At 41.3% G+C, this 18,286-nt stretch carries 17 protein-coding genes; 11 read left to right on the top strand and 6 right to left on the bottom strand.

What is annotated here, in order from left to right:
- Nucleotides 1–23 precede the first annotated feature (23 nt).
- The 5 genes from gspK to JQC92_RS03540 all read left to right on the top strand — a co-directional run bounded on the left by gspK (nt 24) and on the right by JQC92_RS03540 (nt 5,745).
- A complete protein-coding gene (gene gspK, locus JQC92_RS03520) occupies nt 24–1,046 on the top strand; it encodes a type II secretion system minor pseudopilin GspK (RefSeq protein ID WP_204998352.1) in 1,023 nt (340 codons plus the stop codon).
- A 56-nt stretch (nt 1,047–1,102) separates the two neighbouring features.
- Nucleotides 1,103–2,305, top strand: coding sequence for a type II secretion system protein GspL (gene gspL / locus JQC92_RS03525; protein WP_204998353.1), 1,203 nt, complete (start codon nt 1,103–1,105; stop codon nt 2,303–2,305).
- Entirely contained in the window at nt 2,306–2,785 is a 480-nt protein-coding gene (locus tag JQC92_RS03530; RefSeq protein ID WP_129945327.1) for a type II secretion system protein M, read from the top strand. It begins immediately after the preceding gene.
- A 15-nt stretch (nt 2,786–2,800) separates the two neighbouring features.
- On the top strand, nt 2,801–3,559 hold the full coding sequence (locus JQC92_RS03535) for a type II secretion system protein N (protein WP_204998354.1): 759 nt from the start codon (nt 2,801–2,803) through the stop codon (nt 3,557–3,559).
- 209 nt (nt 3,560–3,768) lie between these two features.
- Nucleotides 3,769–5,745 (top strand): methyl-accepting chemotaxis protein, encoded by a 1,977-nt coding sequence (locus JQC92_RS03540; protein ID WP_204998355.1) that lies wholly within the window; start codon nt 3,769–3,771, stop codon nt 5,743–5,745.
- A gap of 47 nt (nt 5,746–5,792) precedes the next feature.
- Here JQC92_RS03540 and yrfG read toward each other — a convergent pair whose 3' ends face one another.
- Nucleotides 5,793–6,443, bottom strand: coding sequence for a GMP/IMP nucleotidase (gene yrfG / locus JQC92_RS03545; RefSeq protein WP_204998356.1), 651 nt, complete (start codon nt 6,441–6,443; stop codon nt 5,793–5,795).
- A gap of 82 nt (nt 6,444–6,525) precedes the next feature.
- On the opposite strand from yrfG, the gene nudE reads away from it, so the two are divergent.
- The 4 genes from nudE to JQC92_RS03565 all read left to right on the top strand — a co-directional run bounded on the left by nudE (nt 6,526) and on the right by JQC92_RS03565 (nt 11,288).
- Entirely contained in the window at nt 6,526–7,077 is a 552-nt protein-coding gene (gene nudE / locus JQC92_RS03550) for an ADP compounds hydrolase NudE (protein WP_129945333.1), read from the top strand.
- 15 nt (nt 7,078–7,092) lie between these two features.
- Nucleotides 7,093–7,929 (top strand): 3'(2'),5'-bisphosphate nucleotidase CysQ, encoded by an 837-nt coding sequence (cysQ, locus tag JQC92_RS03555; protein ID WP_204998357.1) that lies wholly within the window; start codon nt 7,093–7,095, stop codon nt 7,927–7,929.
- A 127-nt stretch (nt 7,930–8,056) separates the two neighbouring features.
- The gene (locus tag JQC92_RS03560) at nt 8,057–9,916 is read left to right on the top strand and encodes an MFS transporter (protein WP_204998358.1); all 1,860 of its coding nucleotides are present in this window, start codon (nt 8,057–8,059) and stop codon (nt 9,914–9,916) included.
- A 64-nt stretch (nt 9,917–9,980) separates the two neighbouring features.
- Nucleotides 9,981–11,288: a hypothetical protein gene (locus tag JQC92_RS03565; RefSeq protein WP_204998359.1), complete on the top strand. Its 1,308-nt coding sequence runs from the start codon at nt 9,981–9,983 to the stop codon at nt 11,286–11,288.
- A 2-nt stretch (nt 11,289–11,290) separates the two neighbouring features.
- Here JQC92_RS03565 and mnmH read toward each other — a convergent pair whose 3' ends face one another.
- From mnmH to JQC92_RS03580, 3 genes are all read right to left on the bottom strand, one after another.
- Complete coding sequence (gene mnmH, locus JQC92_RS03570; RefSeq protein WP_239480323.1) at nt 11,291–12,328, bottom strand: tRNA 2-selenouridine(34) synthase MnmH; 1,038 nt, start codon at nt 12,326–12,328, stop codon at nt 11,291–11,293.
- Between the two features lies 1 nt (nt 12,329).
- Nucleotides 12,330–13,388, bottom strand: a complete 1,059-nt coding sequence (gene selD, locus JQC92_RS03575; RefSeq protein WP_204998361.1) for a selenide, water dikinase SelD — start codon at nt 13,386–13,388, stop codon at nt 12,330–12,332.
- A gap of 119 nt (nt 13,389–13,507) precedes the next feature.
- Nucleotides 13,508–14,614 carry an acyl-CoA desaturase gene (locus JQC92_RS03580; RefSeq protein WP_204998362.1) on the bottom strand — a complete coding sequence of 369 codons (1,107 nt, stop codon included), beginning with the start codon at nt 14,612–14,614 and terminating at the stop codon, nt 13,508–13,510.
- Between the two features lie 183 nt (nt 14,615–14,797).
- On the opposite strand from JQC92_RS03580, the gene fabR reads away from it, so the two are divergent.
- On the top strand, nt 14,798–15,424 hold the full coding sequence (fabR, locus tag JQC92_RS03585) for an HTH-type transcriptional repressor FabR (protein ID WP_129945340.1): 627 nt from the start codon (nt 14,798–14,800) through the stop codon (nt 15,422–15,424).
- Nucleotides 15,425–15,478: 54 nt separating this feature from the next.
- Here fabR and trmA read toward each other — a convergent pair whose 3' ends face one another.
- Nucleotides 15,479–16,576 (bottom strand): tRNA (uridine(54)-C5)-methyltransferase TrmA, encoded by a 1,098-nt coding sequence (trmA, locus tag JQC92_RS03590; RefSeq protein WP_204998369.1) that lies wholly within the window; start codon nt 16,574–16,576, stop codon nt 15,479–15,481.
- A 78-nt stretch (nt 16,577–16,654) separates the two neighbouring features.
- Between trmA and murI the strand changes: the two genes are divergently transcribed.
- Nucleotides 16,655–17,470 (top strand): glutamate racemase, encoded by an 816-nt coding sequence (murI, locus tag JQC92_RS03595; protein WP_204998363.1) that lies wholly within the window; start codon nt 16,655–16,657, stop codon nt 17,468–17,470.
- A gap of 36 nt (nt 17,471–17,506) precedes the next feature.
- Here murI and JQC92_RS03600 read toward each other — a convergent pair whose 3' ends face one another.
- The gene (locus tag JQC92_RS03600; protein WP_204998364.1) at nt 17,507–17,947 is read right to left on the bottom strand and encodes an RNA recognition motif domain-containing protein; all 441 of its coding nucleotides are present in this window, start codon (nt 17,945–17,947) and stop codon (nt 17,507–17,509) included.
- Between the last annotated feature and the right edge of the window lie 339 nt (nt 17,948–18,286).

Genomic DNA, 18,286 nt, shown 5'->3' on the forward strand with positions numbered 1-18,286 from the left:
AATGAAAAGTTAGGTATTTGCTGATGACTCGTTTATATAAGTCGATATTGAAACGCCAGCAACAAGGTATTGCACTCATTATCGTACTATTGATCGTCGCCGTTGTGTCAGCTGTTGCGGCGAATATTACCATGCGCAACCAAATTGCAGTGAAGCGAACGATTAACTTAGCCGATTATGATCAAGCGTATTGGTATGCGATTTCAGCAGAAGAGTTAGCCAAAAAAGTATTAAAACAAGATTTAGAAGACTCTGAAGGTAAAGTTCATTTACAACAATATTGGGCACAGGCCGATGTGATTTTTCCTGTTGAAAATGGACAAATTAAAGGCACCATTTCAGATATGCGTAGTTGCTTTAATGTGAATGCGCTCAGTGTGAATGCTCCTAAGCCAAGCCAAAACAATGGACAGCAGCAAAAGAAGCCGCTCGCTGTTGAGCAATTTACTGATCTGCTTATCAATTTAGGTATGGAAGCATTTAATGCAGAGAAGTTGGCCTATAACATAAAAGATTACATTGATGATGGCACTCAACCTAACCCGTTTGGTGGTGGTGATGCCGCTTATGAATCTAGGGATGTTCCCTATCGCGCTGCACGCACTTTGATGAGTCATCGAAGCGAATTACGAGCCGTGATTGGTGTTACGCAAGATGTATATCGCAAACTGCAGCCTTATGTTTGTGCGATACCAGGTAATAATCAGCAAGTACTTAATGTGAATACCATAAAAGTTGAGCACGCCGCATTATTGGCTGCAATGCTGCAAAATAAAATCTCTGTTGGAGAAGCTGAAAGCGTCATTAATCAGCGGTCTGGGAGTGGTTATGATGAAATTACTGATTTTTGGAATACGCCTGAACTGTCCGGTATAGCAGGGCAAAATCAATTATTAAAGTCGGCATTCTCAGTAAAAAGCGAATACTTTTTATTGGATGCGGCTGCGAAAGTCGACGATGCTGTTTTTCGCTTGGAAAGTGTCCTAAAAGTAGGTAAAAATAACGTTGTTGATGTGTTAACACGTCAATACGGTGGACAAAAATAACGAAAGCACCTGAATAGGTGAATCTTTCAAGATTAAAGGTAAGGTGGAGAAGCACAGTGAGTGAACGCCTTTTTATACGTTTAGGCACGAATGTTGAGGACCCATGTTCTTGGTTAGTTTGGTCTGAGCAAGAACAAGAGATCATTGCATCTGGTGAGTTAGCGAATGCGGAACTATTATCAACGCTAGCAGAAAGAGCTGGGAATCGTCCCGTTGATGCGCTCGCACCTACTTCGGCCATGGTGCTGACTCAGGTTTCGTTACCTGAGAAAGGACAGCGACAGGCACTCAAAGCCTTGCCTTATATGCTTGAGGAATCGATAGCGCAAGATGTTGAGCAAATGCATTTTGTGACGGGAGCAAAAGAAGGAAACAATGTTTCTGTTGCCGCCGTATCACACGAGCAAATGGCGCTTTGGTTAAGCTGGATAAAAGATGCGGGTTTAATCGTCAAACGCTTGTTACCTGATAGCTTAGCCGTACCACGTATGGAGTGTGAGTGGGCAGCATTAACTGTGGGAAATGATTTGTTGTTAAGGACCGCAAATGGTCTTGGCTACAGTATTCCTGCAGACTGGCAACAGGTCATATTGCCAAGGTTGCTACCTGTACAAGATGCCGAAGACGAGCAAGACAGAATTACCATTGCGAATTATAGTGATCTAGAACTTGATGGTGCAGAACTTCATCCGCAGCCGATTGAGTTACCGATGCTAACATTGGCAAAAGGTGCGTTACTGAATCCCATTAATCTTCTTACAGGTCCATATCGTCCTCAACGCGAATACAGTAAAAATATTCTGGTATGGAAAAATGCCGCTATCGCTGTTGGTGTAGCACTGTTATTGGGGATGGTGAGTAAAGGGATTAATATTTATCAAACACACCAGCAAATTGATGAATTGAAAGCGCAGCAAGCTGCCATTTATAAAAAGGCGACAGGCAGAAGAAATACCACAAACCTTATTTTCCAGATGAACAATATGTTGAAGGGGTTACAAGGTTCAGGTACGACATCCAATTTCTTCGATATGCTTAATAAGTTAGAACCTGTGTTTACCAAACTTGCTGACGTAAAGCCAACATCGTTGCGTTTCGATGCACGTCGTAATGAGCTGAGAATGCAGATCAGTGCGAAAGATTATGCTGATGTCGATAAGTTTAAAGCGGCACTCCAACCGAACTTTGATTTTGATGCTGGCGTGATCAGCAATGAAGATGATCGAGTGACGACATCACTCACCTTGAGGAGCAAATAAATGAAGGATAATTTGCTGGCTTGGTGGAATAGCTTAGCCTATCGTGAACAACAATTATTAGGTGTGTGTTCAGTGTTCTTCGTTATCGGTATTTTTTATTGGGGTATTTGGACCCCTCTGAGTAATGCTGAGGAAAACGCACAACAGGATTTGCAAAAACAGCAGCGAACACTGACTGAAGTTAAGCAAAAAGCGAATCGGATAATTGCACTTAAAAAATCCGGTGCAAAAACGTCTAAAGGTGGAAGCTTGAGCAGTATTGTGAATACCACCGCAAGCACTTATGGTTTAGCGATTTCACGCATGCAACCACAAGGTAACAAAATTCAAGTATGGATGGACGAAGTCCCTTTTGATGCTTTATTAGGTTACCTGGATGATGTAGTGCAGAAAAAAGGACTATCACTGGATAACCTTGATATTGCTGAAACTGATGCAGCGGGTATTGTCAAAGTTAGACGTATCCAGTTTTCTCGATAAGGAAGGAATGAAAACGTGAATTTATCGAAGAAAATCATAATTGGTATCGCCATTTACTTTGTGTTTTTAGTGGTATTGATTCCAGCTAAAGTGGTGATGACATTCATCCCACTTCCAAGCAATGTAAAAGTGGCGAATATCGATGGAAGCCTGTGGCAAGGCCGTGCCAGTAGTATACAAGTTATGGGGAAAGCCTTTGATCAAGTTCATTGGAATTTGAACCCGTGGGCCTTATTAATCGGTAAAGTGAGTGCTGATATTACTGTTGGAAGTAAAGCTACGTCATTTAATACCAAAGGTCACATCAGTTATTCATTTTCAGGTGCTCAAATTGAAAACTTAAATTTGGGTACCAATGCAGACTTTATACTTGCAGGTCAACGACTCCCATTTGGTACTAAAGCCAGTGGTGATATCACATTACACATTAATGAGTTTGTCCAAGGTGCTCCAATGTGTGAGGCGCTTGCTGGTAAGGTTTTGCTGCATCATGTGAATGTGAATAATCAGTTTGGTGTGTTTCCATTGGGTGACTTAGCATTTGGTTTGAGCTGTGAGCAAGGTGAAGCCGTTCTAACAGCTAAAGAGTCAGATAATCAGCTCGGGGTGTCTGGTACAGTGAGTATCGGTGAAAACAATCGATATAAAGTGGCTGCAAAATTGAAGCCGACGAAGAATTTGCCAGAAATGATTCGTAATAATTTACAGTACCTAGGCCAACCTGACAGCCAAGGGTATTATCAAATCAATTATCAAGGGCGACTACCTATTTAACGTATCTTCAAAGCCGCTTTGTATAGCGGCTTTTTACTCTAATAGCGGCAACAAAAATAGTTTCTGAAAACATTTAGAGTTTTTACTTTGAAAGCGTGTGGTATGTCATACTTTTAATAAATAACCATTGCAGCTAACAATTTCAATCCTATCATCAACGAGATCCCCACCCCTGTTGTTATTGAGAAACGCTCAATATAGGAAATGTTATGCGTTTAAAATCAAAACTGTTGACCTATTGCTTAGCGATTGGCTGTCTACCTGCGATATTACTTGGACTTGTTACTATCTACAAAAGTCAGCAAACTATTGAGGAGCATGTTTACGCTCAACTTAATTCAGTGAGATCGATAAAATCGAATCAAATAAGTCGTTATCTAAATAAAAGTAAAACAGACGTTAAATTGGCGGCTTCATTGATTTTCCAGAAAGTCAGTGAGAATAATAATCAGCTAACACAAGACGTTATCGATGAACAAGATAAACTGCTAACGGACTTTATGCAGCTCAACCAATACTACGACCTATTTATTATTGATATAAACGGTACCGTTATTTACTCAGTGGAAAAAGAACCTGATTACATGACGAATTTAGTAACGGGATCATATCAAAGCTCCGGGCTGGCAGAGCTATTCAATAAAGCGATGAGCACCAAAACAATCTCCGTGTCAGATTTTAAACCTTACGCTCCGAGTGGCGGAAGCCCACAGGCATTTATTGGTTTGCCCGTAATGGTAAATGGGCAAATCAAAGCTGTTATTGCGTTGCAATTCTCAATTGATGATATCAACAGCATCATGCAGCAACGCCAAGGAATGGGAGAGACAGGCGAAACCTACATAGTAGGGGCTGATTATCGAATGCGATCGGATTCGTTTTTAGATCCCATTGCTCATACCGTCGAAGCGAGCTTTAAAGGCACAATAAAGAAGAATGGTGTTCAAACGGTATCAGTTAAGAAAGCGTTATCAGGACAAACAGGTGCTGAGGTTATCTTGGATTACAATGGAAATCCTGTATTGTCAGCATACAGTCCTGTGGACTTTTTTGGTTCAAGATGGGCGCTAATTGCAGAAATTGATGAGGCTGAAGCTTTTGCCTCGACCAAAATGTTAGTAATGCAAAGTATGATGCTGATAGGTGTAACCTTAATTACTGTAATTTTAGTGGCATTACATATTGCAAAGAGCATTACTCAGCCAATAGGCGGAGAGCCGGAAACTATGCAGCGTCTGTCTGAACAAATTGCGGACGGAGTATTGCACCTTGAAGTTGAAGATTCGAAAGTGACAGGCGTATATGCTGCTATGCAGCGGATGACGGTTAAATTGTATGACATGATCAATAATATTCAAGCGTCAAGTGTACAATTGGCCGGGACGGCTGAAGAGACCAGTGCGGTAAGTTTACAAGCAAAAGAAGGGCTGCATACACAGCAGGTGAGCGTAGAAAACGTGTCGGTTGCCATGAATGAAATGAGTGCGACGATTGATAATGTTGCGGCAAGCACCGTAAATGTTGCCGACTTATCAAGTCAAGCTCAAGCGACGTCGACCAATGCCAATGACAACGTTCAGAAAACCATACTGAGTATGGAAAACTTAGCGCTTGAAGTTGAAGTCGCAACAGGGACGATTGAAGACGTAGAAAAGCATTCTCAGCAAATTGGTAGTGTGTTAGAAGTAATACAAGGAATTGCTGAGCAAACCAACTTGTTAGCTCTGAATGCGGCAATTGAAGCTGCGAGAGCTGGTGAACAAGGGCGAGGTTTTGCCGTTGTGGCAGATGAGGTAAGACAACTTGCTCAAAAAACACAGCAATCCACCAGTCATATTGAACAAATGATCATCGAGTTGCAGCAGGGTACTGGCAAGGCCGTTAAAGTGATGGGGGAATCCACTAAGTTGGCTGCACTTACCATCAACTCGGCTCAGGAAAGTGCAAGTTCGATTGCTAAGGCATTAACAGAAATCAATAATATTGCAGAAAACGCAGAGCAAATTGCTGCAGCAGTGACACAGCAATCCAGCACGGCTGAAGAAATTAATCGAAGTATTGTCTCTGTGCGTGAAACCGCCATTGAAAATGCGGCCGGTGCAGAACAAGTTGCACAGGCAAGTGTCGAGCTGAGCGCACTGGCTACTCAGCTACAGGAGATCACCAGTACTTTTAGACTGCAGTAACGGATTGGTTTATCGAAATGGCACTGCAGCTGGTGTCATTTTAGTGATCAAGAAAACACGGTCGTAAGATCGTGAGTCGCAGGGTAAAGCTCGAATGATTTTCGCTCTCCCATACTGTCTGGGTTGGTTATCCCGAGTTGGAAACCGATGCCTGCTTTTTGAGAGGCAACTAAAATGTGCTCGTTATCATCAACGAAGAGGCAACGCTTGGCGGTAATCTCACATTGAGAATATAACCAATCCCAAAAGCGAGGATCTTCTTTAGGATAACCAGATTGATGACTGGAAATAATGGTGTCTAACCCAGAAGCTAATTCTGTATGTTTGAGTTTTAAAGCCAAACTGTCAGGGTGCGCATTAGTGATTAGAATACGCTGCTTGCGCATGTGTTGAAGTTGATTAAGAAACGGCATGCAATCGGGACGCAGTTGAATGCGCTGTGTCGATGCTTCATGTAGCGCAATAATATCAATGCCAAAATGTTGCTGCCAGTGATCTAAGCAATACCAATTTAATGTCCCGAATACACGCTCATAATCATCTTCAACCATGGTTTTAGCTTGTGCGACACTAATATTGTTTTTTGCCGCAATAGCTTGCGGGACAGTGTTAAGCCATAAGTAATTATCAAAATGGAGATCAAGTAGAGTGCCATCCATATCAAGTAGTACAGTATCAATTGCTTGCCAATCCAGCATAAACTTCCTATTGTAGGTTTTATCTAATTATTCAGATTGTAATTGAAAACCTAAACTCAGGTAGACATTAATTGAGGTGTCAGTGTCAAAACAGCATCAAAAGCCAATCATCAATGATTCAAAAGTGGTGGCCAAAAGTCGCTTATTCACCATTGAGCAATTGGATCTTACTTTTTCTAATGGTGTCAAACGTCAGTACGAACGCATGAAGGGTATCAGTCGAGGTGCTGTAATGATCGTGCCGATTAAAGACGGCCAATTATTACTTGCCAGAGAATACGCGGCGGGGACACACGATTATGAACTTGGGTTTCCAAAAGGTTTGATTGACCCTGGTGAAACACCTGAGCAGGCGGCTAATCGCGAGTTGCAGGAAGAAATTGGTTATGGTGCGAAAAAACTGACATTCTTGAAAGAGGTCAGTCTAGCACCAAGCTATTTTTCCAGTAAAATGAGTTTATACATTGCTGAGGGTTTATATGAAAGTAAACTTGAAGGGGACGAACCTGAGCCTATTGAAGTGATCCCATGGGATATTTCAAACTGGAAAGCGTTACTTGAAGCAGCACACTTTACTGAAGCACGCTGTGTAAGTGCATTATTTTTAGCAATGACTCATATAAAAAAGAAGTAGAAGTTAGGAGTTTTTATGGTGGTGAAGGCTGTAACGCACCCACAAGCACTACTTGAAGAGGTAATCACAATTGCGACACAAGCGGGTCAAGCAATTAAAGAGATTTATCTATCAGGAAGTTTTGAAAAACAGGTTAAACAGGATGAAACTCCAGTCACTTCTGCCGATCTCGCTGCACATCAAATTATCTGTGATGGGTTAACAAAGCTAACGCCAAACATCCCCATTTTGTCTGAAGAAGCCGCTAACATTCCGTTTTCTGAACGTGAACAATGGCAACAGTATTGGCTGGTAGATCCATTGGATGGAACGGGAGAGTTCATTGCTGGTAGCGGCGACTTCTCGGTATTAGTGGCACTGGTTCAAAACAATAAACCTATCATGGGTATCGTGCATGTGCCGATGACAGAAAATAGCTATTATGCCATCTCTGGGCAGGGGGCTTTTAAGCGCAAAGATGGTAAAGACAGTCGTATTCATACAGAGCAACAGGAGTGGCACGATAATTTGCCGCTCAAAGTGGCTGTCAGTCGTCGCCAAGACCCGCAGTCAGTATTGAAATTGTTTGATGATGTACATGTTTACGAGCTGATTCGACTGGGGGGAGCAGCATTAAAAAGTTGCTTAGTTGCAGAAGGGCAAGCCCATTGTTACGTTCGTGTTGGACCAACAGGTGAATGGGATACGGGGGCGGCACAAGTGATCATTGAAGAGGCCGGAGGAAAGGTTATGGACATCAATCTTCAACCGTTAACTTACAATGAACGTGAAACTTTGGAGAATCCGGATTTTATTGTTGTAGGCCAGCCTCAGATGAATTGGAAACAATTGCTTGGAGCGGTTTCTGGTTGACTTAATAGCCTCCTGTTTTCGGCTATCTACCTGACTTAATTCAATTAAAGCGAGTAAATAAACAAGCTGTTTATTTACTCGTTATTCGTTATAGTGACTATCAAACTGCGCTAAAGTATGGACCACTATGATTTTTACTCGCCGATTTTTACCGTATTTTATAACCCAATGTCTTGGGGCATTAAACGATAATGTGTACAAAAATGTGCTCATCTTGTTGGTCACTTATTCCCAAATGGGTGAGTTACCCATGGACACCAGTTTATTTGTAAACCTAGCGGCGGGCTTATTCATTTTACCGTTTTTCTTATTTTCTGCACACGCAGGTGTGATAGCCGATAACTCAGACAAATCAGTGTTAATCAGAAGGCTAAAAATGCTGGAAGTGGTCATTATGTCTTGTGCAGCCTTTGCGATGATGATGAACAGCTACTTAATCTTGTTAGGTTTACTCTTCCTAATGGGCAGCCAGTCGGCTTACTTTGGTCCCGTAAAATACTCTCTTTTACCTCAAGCATTGAGTGATGATGAACTTGTTTCAGGGAATGCTTGGGTTGAAATGGGCACCTTCATTGCCATTTTAATTGGTACTTTGAGTGCAGGTTTAATTGTTGGCTATGAAAACAGTCCAGCTATTGCTGCGAGTATCGTTGTTTTGATTGCTGTACTTGGATACATTTCAAGTCGAGGGATCCCAACTCTACCGCCTATTGGTCAACCTTCAAAAGTAGCCTTTAACCCTTTAGCCGGTACATTCAAGGTGATTAAACAGGTGAAGGCACAGCCTGCAATTTGGAATGCCATACTAGCGATCAGTTGGTTTTGGTTTTTAGGCGCCACCTATCTGACTCAGTTTGCTAATTTTGCCAAAATCTTCCTATATGCAGATGCGACGGTTGTTTCATTATTGCTTGCTATATTCTCTGTAGGCATTGCGATTGGTTCATTCATTTGTGAGCGCATTTCTTTCGGTCGTGTTGAACTTGGGGTGTTGCCGTTTGGCGTTCTTGGACTCACACTTTTTGGTTTTGACTTGATGTGGGCGCTGCCGATAGCACCCAATGATCCAAGCTTTGTTTATGGTATCGGTGCGTTTTTAACGGATAGCCAGCATTATCGTTTGATGTTTGATTTAACGATGATTGGCATCAGTGGTGGTTTATTTATTGTGCCTTTGTACTCCTTTATACAAACTCGAGCCGATAAAGAAAGTTGTGCTCAGGCTATTGCTGCGAATAACATCATTAATGCCTTATTTATGGTGGGTTCAGCCATTCTTGGTATTGTTTTATTGTCGGTACTTGAGTGGAGTATTCCACAATTATTCACTTTACTTGCGGGACTCAATTTGCTGGTGGCCATTTATGTTTATACGCAAGTGCCTGAATTTGCACAGCGATTTATCAGCTATGTATTGAGCCATATCTTATACAGAGTGACAGTGAATGGGCGACAAAACATACCTCAGAAAGGCGCCGCAGTGATTGTTTGTAATCATGTTACTTATATGGACGCTCTCATCATAATGGGCGTTTCTACTCGGCCAACACGTTTTGTCATGGATAAAAGTATTAGTGAAATGCCATTACTTAAGTATTTATTTCGTCATGCCGGAGTGATCCCAATTTGTTCGCCAAGACAGTGTGAACAAACTTATAACCAAGCTTTTGAGTCGATTCATCAAGCAATCCAGAACGATGAACTAGTGTGTATTTTCCCTGAAGGGCGACTCACACCCAATGGTGAAATAGGTGAGTTTAGGCCGGGCATCAATAAGATTTTAGAGCGTGATCCTGTTCCTGTGGTACCTATGGCTTTACAAGGTTTATGGGGGTCTTATTTTAGTCATAAAGGCGGGCATGCATTAACGACTAGACCAAAACGCTTTTGGTCAAAGATTGGGGTGAATATTGGTGAAGTGGTTGATGGTAATGACGTAGAGAGGAAAGCGTTGGAGGCCAAAGTGAAAGCTTTAAATGTTAATTAATTGTTGTGATTCTGGTGGTTTGATAATCTGTAGGCGCTTAATGATAAATTACTAGGACATAATAATGAAAAAGAAATTAAGTGCGTTAGCTTTTGGGATATTACTCGCAGGTTGTGGAGGTAGTGGTGGCGGTAAGGAAGAAAAGCCTCCACAGGGTGTAAATCCAACAACTCCAGTGGTTACTGCGGAGGTTAAGTTCACATCAAGCTGTGAGGTGGAGGAGCCTGCAGAAGGAATTCGTTTTATTGCTCACGGTGCAGATGGAAGTATTATTGATGAAATAAAGACAGATTCTGAAGGTAAAGTTTCAATACCATGGGATGGTGATAAAAAGCATTTAACTATTGCGTTTGAAGAAGATGATGGTGGTGCAACTCAGGTAACAACTCGGCTTGAGCTTTCAGAAGGAGATCTTGGAGTACAAAGGATATACCGTTCAAATCTCGATGAGCAGTGTGAATGTAAAACTTTAAGTTTTGATATTTCGGATATTGAAAATCAGTTATTCAATACTGATCTTTATCTTGAGAATCGCAAGTATCAAGATGGCGATACACGTACAATTTGTAAAACAAATGGTCGTTATCCTTTAATTTCATTTTCCGCGGTCTCGCAAGACTCAAGCATACCTCCTCGCTCTAATACACTTGATTACAACAATTATCCAGATGAACCAACAAGAGTTAGGCTTGATAGCAGTATGTTTTTCGCAGACATATCTCGAAGTAGCATGCTTGATGTAAATTACATTAGTTCGTCACTTGATGTGAGAAAGCGCACTTTTGCTGAAACTCGTGATGGCAGAAAAGCGTGGTTAAAATGGGATGAACAACCATATATCTTCCCAAATTTATATGAAAATAATTTTGTCACTGGTGGTTTGTTTGAATATGTTGAAAGCAGTGACAACGGTGACATTTATTACAGTTCACAGCGTAGAAAAAGAGTGGGCTCGACGGCTGGAACGATCACCATAGAGGTGCCTGAAAATCAGAGTCTTATGTTGGAAAAAACCGTTGAGCTATTAGTTGCTCTGACCGAAGATTCGCAAATAACATACGATTTTACTGATATTGGAGCCGGGCGCAGTTTAGTTTCTTTAAATTTGTCACTATCAAATGGAGCAAGTTGGCAAGTGAGATCTCCACTATCCGGAGTATTGCCTGATCTTGAATTGCCTGAAGATGTAAAATCAGCATTTGAAGCCACTGACTCAGCTGATTTCTACTTAACAGTATTTGGTTATCACAGTGGATTAAACGCTAATGAATTTAGACGTAAAACAGCTGAAATTAATCGTATGAATTTAGAGGTAAGATCTTCGTTTTATGATAATTATGAAGAGGATACGATTTATGTCTTTCCCAACTAATTTTAGCGCATCTTTTTCATCTGATACTCATACATAGGATCATAATACTTTTCTAAAAGTAACTGGATCCAAGCACAATGAAGAGCAACCGAGTTTCGACTTTGTTGCTCTTTTAATGCTTCTTGCATTAAGTTTTGAATTTGCTGATGGAGCTTTCCACCCAAGCGTTTTTTTATCTTATCAACACTGGTGAGTATGTATTTAGAAAAGGCCTCAAAGCCATTTTTATCACCTTTAGCTTTGATAAACTGGGCTGTCATTGAGATAACGTAATCTTGTAAAATTCGCTCAATCCGTTCATCTAAACTTGCTTCAATATATAATGTTGGTGCTGCTTGCATCGCTTGGTAAAAGCATTTAGGTATCGCACTGCGACCGATGAGAAAACTCTCATCCTCTAATACTTGAATGCCATGCCCGTAAACACGATGCTTCAACAAATTTACTGCTAAACGATTTTCAAAATTAATTTGTGTGGGCTGCGGAGTGATATTAACACCAAAGCTGGAACCACGATGATTGGCGATGCCTTCTAAATCTATCGCATCGTTTCGAGTTTTAATGTACTCGGTTTTACCGCTGCCCGTCTTGCCACAAACAATGAGCATCGGGCGTTTGCTGGCTTGCTCTATTATCTCCATTAAATACTGGCGCATGGCTTTGTAGCCACCCTCTATATAAGGAATCTCAAAGCCAGCCTGCTGCATCCATGTTTGACTGATTTGAGAGCGCAATCCGCCTCTGAAACAATAAAAGTAACCATTCGGATGTGTTGTTTGAAACTGTCGCCAAGCTTCTATACGTTGATGTTTTATCTCATTAGCAACAAGTTGATGACCTAATTCAATTGCAGCTTGCTGTCCTTGCTGTTTATAGCAAGTACCGACTTGTATGCGTTCTTCATCGGTCATTAAAGGCTGATTAATGGCATGAGGAAATGCACCTTTATTGAATTCAATCGGTGCCCGAACGTCCAGTAATGGTCGGTCTTCCGTGAAAATTCTTTGAAACTCAGTTTTAGCAATAATGGTTGCTGACAAGTTATGCATCCCCAAAGGTGATATTTATCAGATGATCGGTAGTAGAGTGAACAAATTCACCAATACAATGCACATCGATGTGGTGTTGATTAAGCAGTGCTCGAACCGCAATATCACTTTCTTGAGACACCGCGATCAATAAGCCGCCACTGGTCTGTGGGTCGCAAATAATGGCGTGTTGTGTTTTGTCGAGTGCCGATAAATGCTCACCATAACTTTCAAAATTCCGTTGGCTGCCACCGGGAATTGAATCTTGTTCAAGATAGAACTCTGTTTGTGGTAATAATGGAATGGCACTGAAATCAATATTAGCGGCTAAATTTGCTCCCTGACACATTTCCACTAAGTGACCACCTAAACCAAACCCAGTGACATCTGTCATTGCAGTAACGCCTTTGATTCTGGCCAGCTCGCAGCCAATGCTGTTGAGCTGACACATAGCATCAACGGCAATATGGCTGTCATCAGGTTTCATCAATTTCTTTTTTTGCGCTGTGGTATGAATGCCAATACCAATCGGTTTGGTGAGGAATAATGTATCTCCTGCTTGTGCGGTGGAGTTTTGCTTTAAATGTTCAAGCGCAACGTGCCCTGTCACAGCTAAACCAAAGATAGGTTCTGGCGCATCAATACTATGGCCACCTGCAAGCATGATGCCCGCATCTTTGCAGGCTTGGCGACCGCCATCAATAACTTGTGAGGCTACATCAGAGCTTAATACAGTAATTGGCCAGCCGAAAATTGCAATTGCCATAATGGGTTTACCGCCCATGGCATAAATATCACTGATGGCGTTGGTAGCGGCAATTCGGCCAAAGGTAAATGGATCATCAACAATGGGCATAAAAAAGTCAGTTGTGCTGATAATGCCTGTGTGTTCATCGAGTTGATAAACGGCGGCATCGTCTCGAGTGTCATTACCGACGAGTAAGTTAGAATCATCAAAACGGGGTAACTGAGACGTGAGTATTTGGCTGAGCACTTTCGGTGATATTTTACAACCACAGCCTGCACCGTGGCTGTATTCGGTTAACTTCACATTCACTTTATTTTCAGACATAGCAGCAACTTACCCTAAGCTTTGGAAAAGGGGAGGAGTCACCATCATAACCAAAGGTCAAAAAAAAAGCACTGATTTAGGTATTCCCAATCAGTGCTTTAAATGACAGCAAAAAATCTTTAGCTGTAGTTGGCTTGAAGTGTTCGCCATTGCTTCTTTTGAGATTTGAAGTTGGCTTTCAGTTCAGCCACTTGTTCGGCTAATTCTGAATGTGCAATCTGTTGACGTTTTGCATCGAGCAACGCTTTTTTAGCAGTGTAATACTTCAAAAGGTAAGATTTAAGTAGTTCATATTCCTCTTGGAGTTTGGCTACTACTTCTTCTGCGTTTGGCAAATGGGCCACTTTATGTTGTGTTTTAAGCATTTGCATCTGCAGTTTCGCAGCTTCAATACGTTCTTGAGGAACTCTACGAAGATCCGATACCATTCCTAAATAGCTTAAGCCTTTAATCAACCATTTTGTCGGGTCGTAGTGCCACCAACGAATACCATTTCGATAGTCATTTTCAAAGATATGGTGGAAATTATGATAGCCTTCGCCATAGGTAAATACCGCTAAAATACCATTGTCACGGGCCGTATTTTTATTGGTGTAAGGCTGGGTACCCCAAATATGAGCAAGTGAGTTAATAAAGAAAGTACAGTGATGTACAACCACTAAACGGAATACGCCTGCAATGATAAGCATTGAAAAAATATCGCCGTTCAACCAGCCTAAAAAGGCAGGTAAGCCGATATTCATCAAAATCGTTAGCAACAGATAGTGTTTATGTTGCCATACGACGATTTTATCTTTTTGTAGATCACGAACGTTGTTGTAATCGTGGTAGCGAGAGGCTTGGTATTCACGCAACATCCAACCAATATGGCTATACCAGAAGCCCATCTTTGCTGAATAAGGATCTTTATCGTTATTATCAACATGTTTGTGGTGAACACGATGATCCGATGACCAATGTAAGGCACTGTTTTGCAGCGCTAATGCACCACCGAGTGCATAAAAAAGTCGAACAACCGCATTAGCTTTATAAGCCTTATGCGACCATAGGCGATGATAACCGCCGGTAATGGATAATCCACTGTAAAAAGCTAAGCCTACAAATGTAAGCCATTCAGTCAGTTCGAATCCATGAGTGAAGCCACGCCAAGGCATTAAAATGGCGGCAGTAGTGAATGTAGCTATGAAAAGCGTGATATTTAACCAAATAAAGGGAGGTTTTTTCATTATTTTAATAATTAAGTTTGAGCGTACAACTGTTCGCTAATTTACTCCATAGTATAGTATCTGGTCAAGGAAAAGCTGATTTTTGTGACATTGAGTTGATATGGTATTTTGCGAGAACATAGGCTGCGTTTTGATGAGGTTCAGGTTATTATCCTTATGCACAAAAGAAATAAAGGAACATTAATGGGAATTCGAGCACAGCAAAAAGAAAAAACACGTCGAGCACTTGTCGATGCTGCATTTAGTCAATTAAGTGCCGAACGTAGTTTTTCTAGTTTGAGCTTGCGCGAAGTGGCTAGGGAAGCGCAAATTGCACCAACCTCATTTTATCGTCATTTCAAAGACATGAATGAACTGGGTTTAACCATGGTTGATGAAGGTGGCTTAACTCTCAGACAATTGATGCGCAAAGGCCGTCAACGTGCAGAAGAGGGGGGAAGCGTGATTCAAATCTCCGTGGATACTTTTATGGAAGTATTAGAATCAAATCCGAACGTATTTCGTATTCTTCTACATGAGCGCTCAGGAACATCGGCACCATTTCGTGCAGCCGTAGCAAGGGAAATTGAGCATTTTATCTCTGAATTAGCGCACTACACTGAGCAAACTACTAAGCTCTCGGCTAATCTAGCAAGAACTCAAGCTGAAGCCTTAGTGACATTGGTGTTTAATGCTGGTGCAGAGGCATTAGATATGAACAAAGCAGAGCGTAAAAGAGTCGCTGATGGACTAGTGTTAAAGCTAAGAGTTGTGATTAAAGGTGTGCAGGCGGTTCATCACAAATCTGAACATACTCACAAAAAAGTGTAAGCCACAGTTAAGATGCCCGAAACGAGTGGTTCAGGCATCATCTATGTTTAGGTTCTAGATTCGTTCCAGCAAAACACCCGCTTCCATATGGTCGGTATATGGAAATTGGTCAAATAACGCAAAACGACTGATTTTATGAGTCTTGCTTAACGTTTTCAGGTTGTCTTCCAGCGTCGAAGGATTGCACGAGATGTATAAGATGCGCTCATACCCTTGAACGAGGGATAGGGTGTTTTCATCTAGTCCCGCACGCGGCGGGTCGACAAAAATAGTGTTGCAATCATAACTGTCTAAATCAACATCTTTCAAACGACGATAACTGCGCTTTTTCGCCATGGCATCACTAAAGTCTTCAGCTGACATTCGAATGATGGTTAGGTTATCAATGTTATTCTCAGCAATATTATATTGTGCAGACTCAACTGAGGGTTTAGCGAGTTCAGTCGCCAATACTTTATTAAAGTTTTGCGCCAGTGCAATTGAGAAGTTACCGTTACCACAATAGAGCTCTAGTAGGTCGCCTGTTGAGTTTTTTGTCGCATCTAACGACCACTCTAACATTTTACAAGCTACCGTAGCATTTGGCTGAGTAAAGCTGTTTTCAACTTGCTTATAAATGTAGTTTTTGCCGTTCACAGGTAATGACTCAATAACGAAATCATTTACAAGGGTAATTTTTTGTTTGCGGGCACGGCCAATAAAATTAATATTAAAGCGTTGAGATAATGATTCTTGTAACGCTGTTATATGTCGTTGCCACTCAGCATCAAGTTGACGATGGTAAAGCAGGGAGACGAGTATCTCGCCACTGAGTGTAGACAAAAAATCAACCTGAAAGAGTTTATGGCGCAGGCTTGGGTTTGGCTTCAGCGCATCGATTAAGATTGGCATTACTTCATTAATCAAAGCACTGGCAGGTAAATAGGTATCGCAACGGACTTTTTGCTTTTCAATATTATCAAACATGTAGTAATACAAGTCATCACCATCATGCCAGACTCTAAACTCAGCACGCATTCTATAGTGCTCAGTTGGTGATGCAAAAACCTCAAGCTCCGGCGCACAGTATGTGCTAAACAAATCTGTTAATTTTTGTGTCTTAACACTAAGCTGTTCTTCATATAAAGAAGGTTCCATCGCTGCGAAATTCATATACTGCATTACCTGTGTGTAAATTTGGGCGCAAATTATTATACTACTCATGACTAATGTCCATCATAAGGTTATAAATTGACAGACCCCATCCTCGTTTTTGATTCCGGTATCGGTGGTTTATCGGTACTTTCAGAAATTCGCAAGCAATTACCTCAGCAAGATTTTATCTATTTGTTTGATAATGCCCGTTTGCCTTATGGGGAGCTGGAAGAAGCTGATCTTAAGAACGGTGCAATTAGATTAATTGTTGATTTGGTAGAAAAGCATCGAGCAAAAATGGCTGTAATTGCATGCAATACGGCAAGCACGATAATTTTACCTGAATTAAGAGAGTGCCTTTCCATTCCTGTTGTTGGTGTTGTGCCAGCCATTAAGCCAGCAAGTGAACAAACACAAACTCAGCACATTGCAGTGATTGCGACTCCAGCCACAATTAAACGAGATTATACTAAGAATCTGATTGATACTTTTGCATCGAACTGCAAGGTGGAGCTACTGGCGTCATCCGAACTTGTGAGGTTAGCGGAACAGAAGTTATCCGGTGGTGAGATTTTGCAAAGTGAAGTAAGAAAAATTGTTAAACCAATCGTTAACACCAATGTCGATACGTTAGTTCTAGGATGTACACATTTCCCACTATTAAAAGAAGAGTTAAATTTAGCGTTAAATAAAAGAGTAAAATTGTTGGATTCCGGAACAGCGATAGCCAAACGAATTATGCAATTACTTAATATAGATAGCTGCAGAGAGAGCTTAAGTGAGAGGACAGGGACTGCAAGTAGAGTAAATATTATTGGTGTGCACACTACTGATTCAATAGATGCCGGTTTAGACGCTTCGCTACGACACAATGGGTTTACCAAAATCGAGCCTTATAAAAAAGCCCGCTGAGTAGCGGGCTTTTTCAATGACTCAATACAAAGGACGCTATTCCTGAGGGCCAGAATCCTGAGACTTAGCTTCACGAACTTTCAATGTTCTTTCCTGAAAATCATAATCGTTCAGTTTCTTCATGGCTTTATCTGCACCTGAAGCAGCCATTTCGACAAAGCCAAAACCTTTACGACGACCCGTTTTTCGATCACGAACCAAACGAACTGATGTAACGGCACCAAAATCATGAAATAGTTCTTTTACTTCATTTTCATGTACACGATACGGCAAGTTACCAACATAAAGGGTTTTAGTAGGTCCTTTATAAGGTGCATTTGAGTTAGTTGAGCCTGAACCTAATGCGACAAAAACGATGCTTGATAATACGACACCAATAATGAAAGCTGCATAGGCAGGAAGTTCAGGACTGAGTTGGAAAATCGCAAATGCGCCGAGCACAGCGACAATCAATACAATAAGAAGTGACTTCTGCATAGAATAATCTCTAAAAATAATCATAAGTGTTAAATAACTTAACTATGGTAATGAAAAATTAACCCATAAACCATAGCCTTGTTGAAAAAATAAGCGTTGCATGTAACAAAAATCATTGGATTTGTAGCGAAAAGATCCTCGAATGTGTCAAATTGAGCAAATTTACCACTGATCGTGCAAAAGCTCGGCAGTCATAAATAAAATTGAAAAAAGCCCTTGCACGGTTTCAGAATCTCCCTATAATGCGCATCCACTGACACGGCACAACAGCTTCTTAAGCGATTAAGCAGCAGGTTGGTGAGTCGGATAGCCTTGAGCTTCAAGGTTAAAAGTGTGGCA

The sequence above is a fragment of the Parashewanella hymeniacidonis genome (assembly GCF_016900895.1).
Taxonomy (GTDB): Bacteria; Pseudomonadota; Gammaproteobacteria; order Enterobacterales; family Shewanellaceae; genus Parashewanella; species Parashewanella hymeniacidonis.

What these genes read in the sequence shown, in the direction of transcription:
- gspK (WP_204998352.1), top strand. Translation starts at nt 24, where the DNA reads ATGACTCGTTTATATAAGTCGATATTGAAACGCCAGCAACAAGGTATT.
- JQC92_RS03530 (WP_129945327.1), top strand. Translation starts at nt 2,306, where the DNA reads ATGAAGGATAATTTGCTGGCTTGGTGGAATAGCTTAGCCTATCGTGAA.
- JQC92_RS03540 (WP_204998355.1), top strand. Translation starts at nt 3,769, where the DNA reads ATGCGTTTAAAATCAAAACTGTTGACCTATTGCTTAGCGATTGGCTGT.
- yrfG (WP_204998356.1), bottom strand. Translation starts at nt 6,443, where the DNA reads ATGCTGGATTGGCAAGCAATTGATACTGTACTACTTGATATGGATGGC.
- cysQ (WP_204998357.1), top strand. Translation starts at nt 7,093, where the DNA reads ATGGTGGTGAAGGCTGTAACGCACCCACAAGCACTACTTGAAGAGGTA.
- JQC92_RS03560 (WP_204998358.1), top strand. Translation starts at nt 8,057, where the DNA reads ATGATTTTTACTCGCCGATTTTTACCGTATTTTATAACCCAATGTCTT.
- JQC92_RS03565 (WP_204998359.1), top strand. Translation starts at nt 9,981, where the DNA reads ATGAAAAAGAAATTAAGTGCGTTAGCTTTTGGGATATTACTCGCAGGT.
- selD (WP_204998361.1), bottom strand. Translation starts at nt 13,388, where the DNA reads ATGTCTGAAAATAAAGTGAATGTGAAGTTAACCGAATACAGCCACGGT.
- JQC92_RS03580 (WP_204998362.1), bottom strand. Translation starts at nt 14,614, where the DNA reads ATGAAAAAACCTCCCTTTATTTGGTTAAATATCACGCTTTTCATAGCT.
- fabR (WP_129945340.1), top strand. Translation starts at nt 14,798, where the DNA reads ATGGGAATTCGAGCACAGCAAAAAGAAAAAACACGTCGAGCACTTGTC.
- trmA (WP_204998369.1), bottom strand. Translation starts at nt 16,576, where the DNA reads ATGAATTTCGCAGCGATGGAACCTTCTTTATATGAAGAACAGCTTAGT.
- JQC92_RS03600 (WP_204998364.1), bottom strand. Translation starts at nt 17,947, where the DNA reads ATGCAGAAGTCACTTCTTATTGTATTGATTGTCGCTGTGCTCGGCGCA.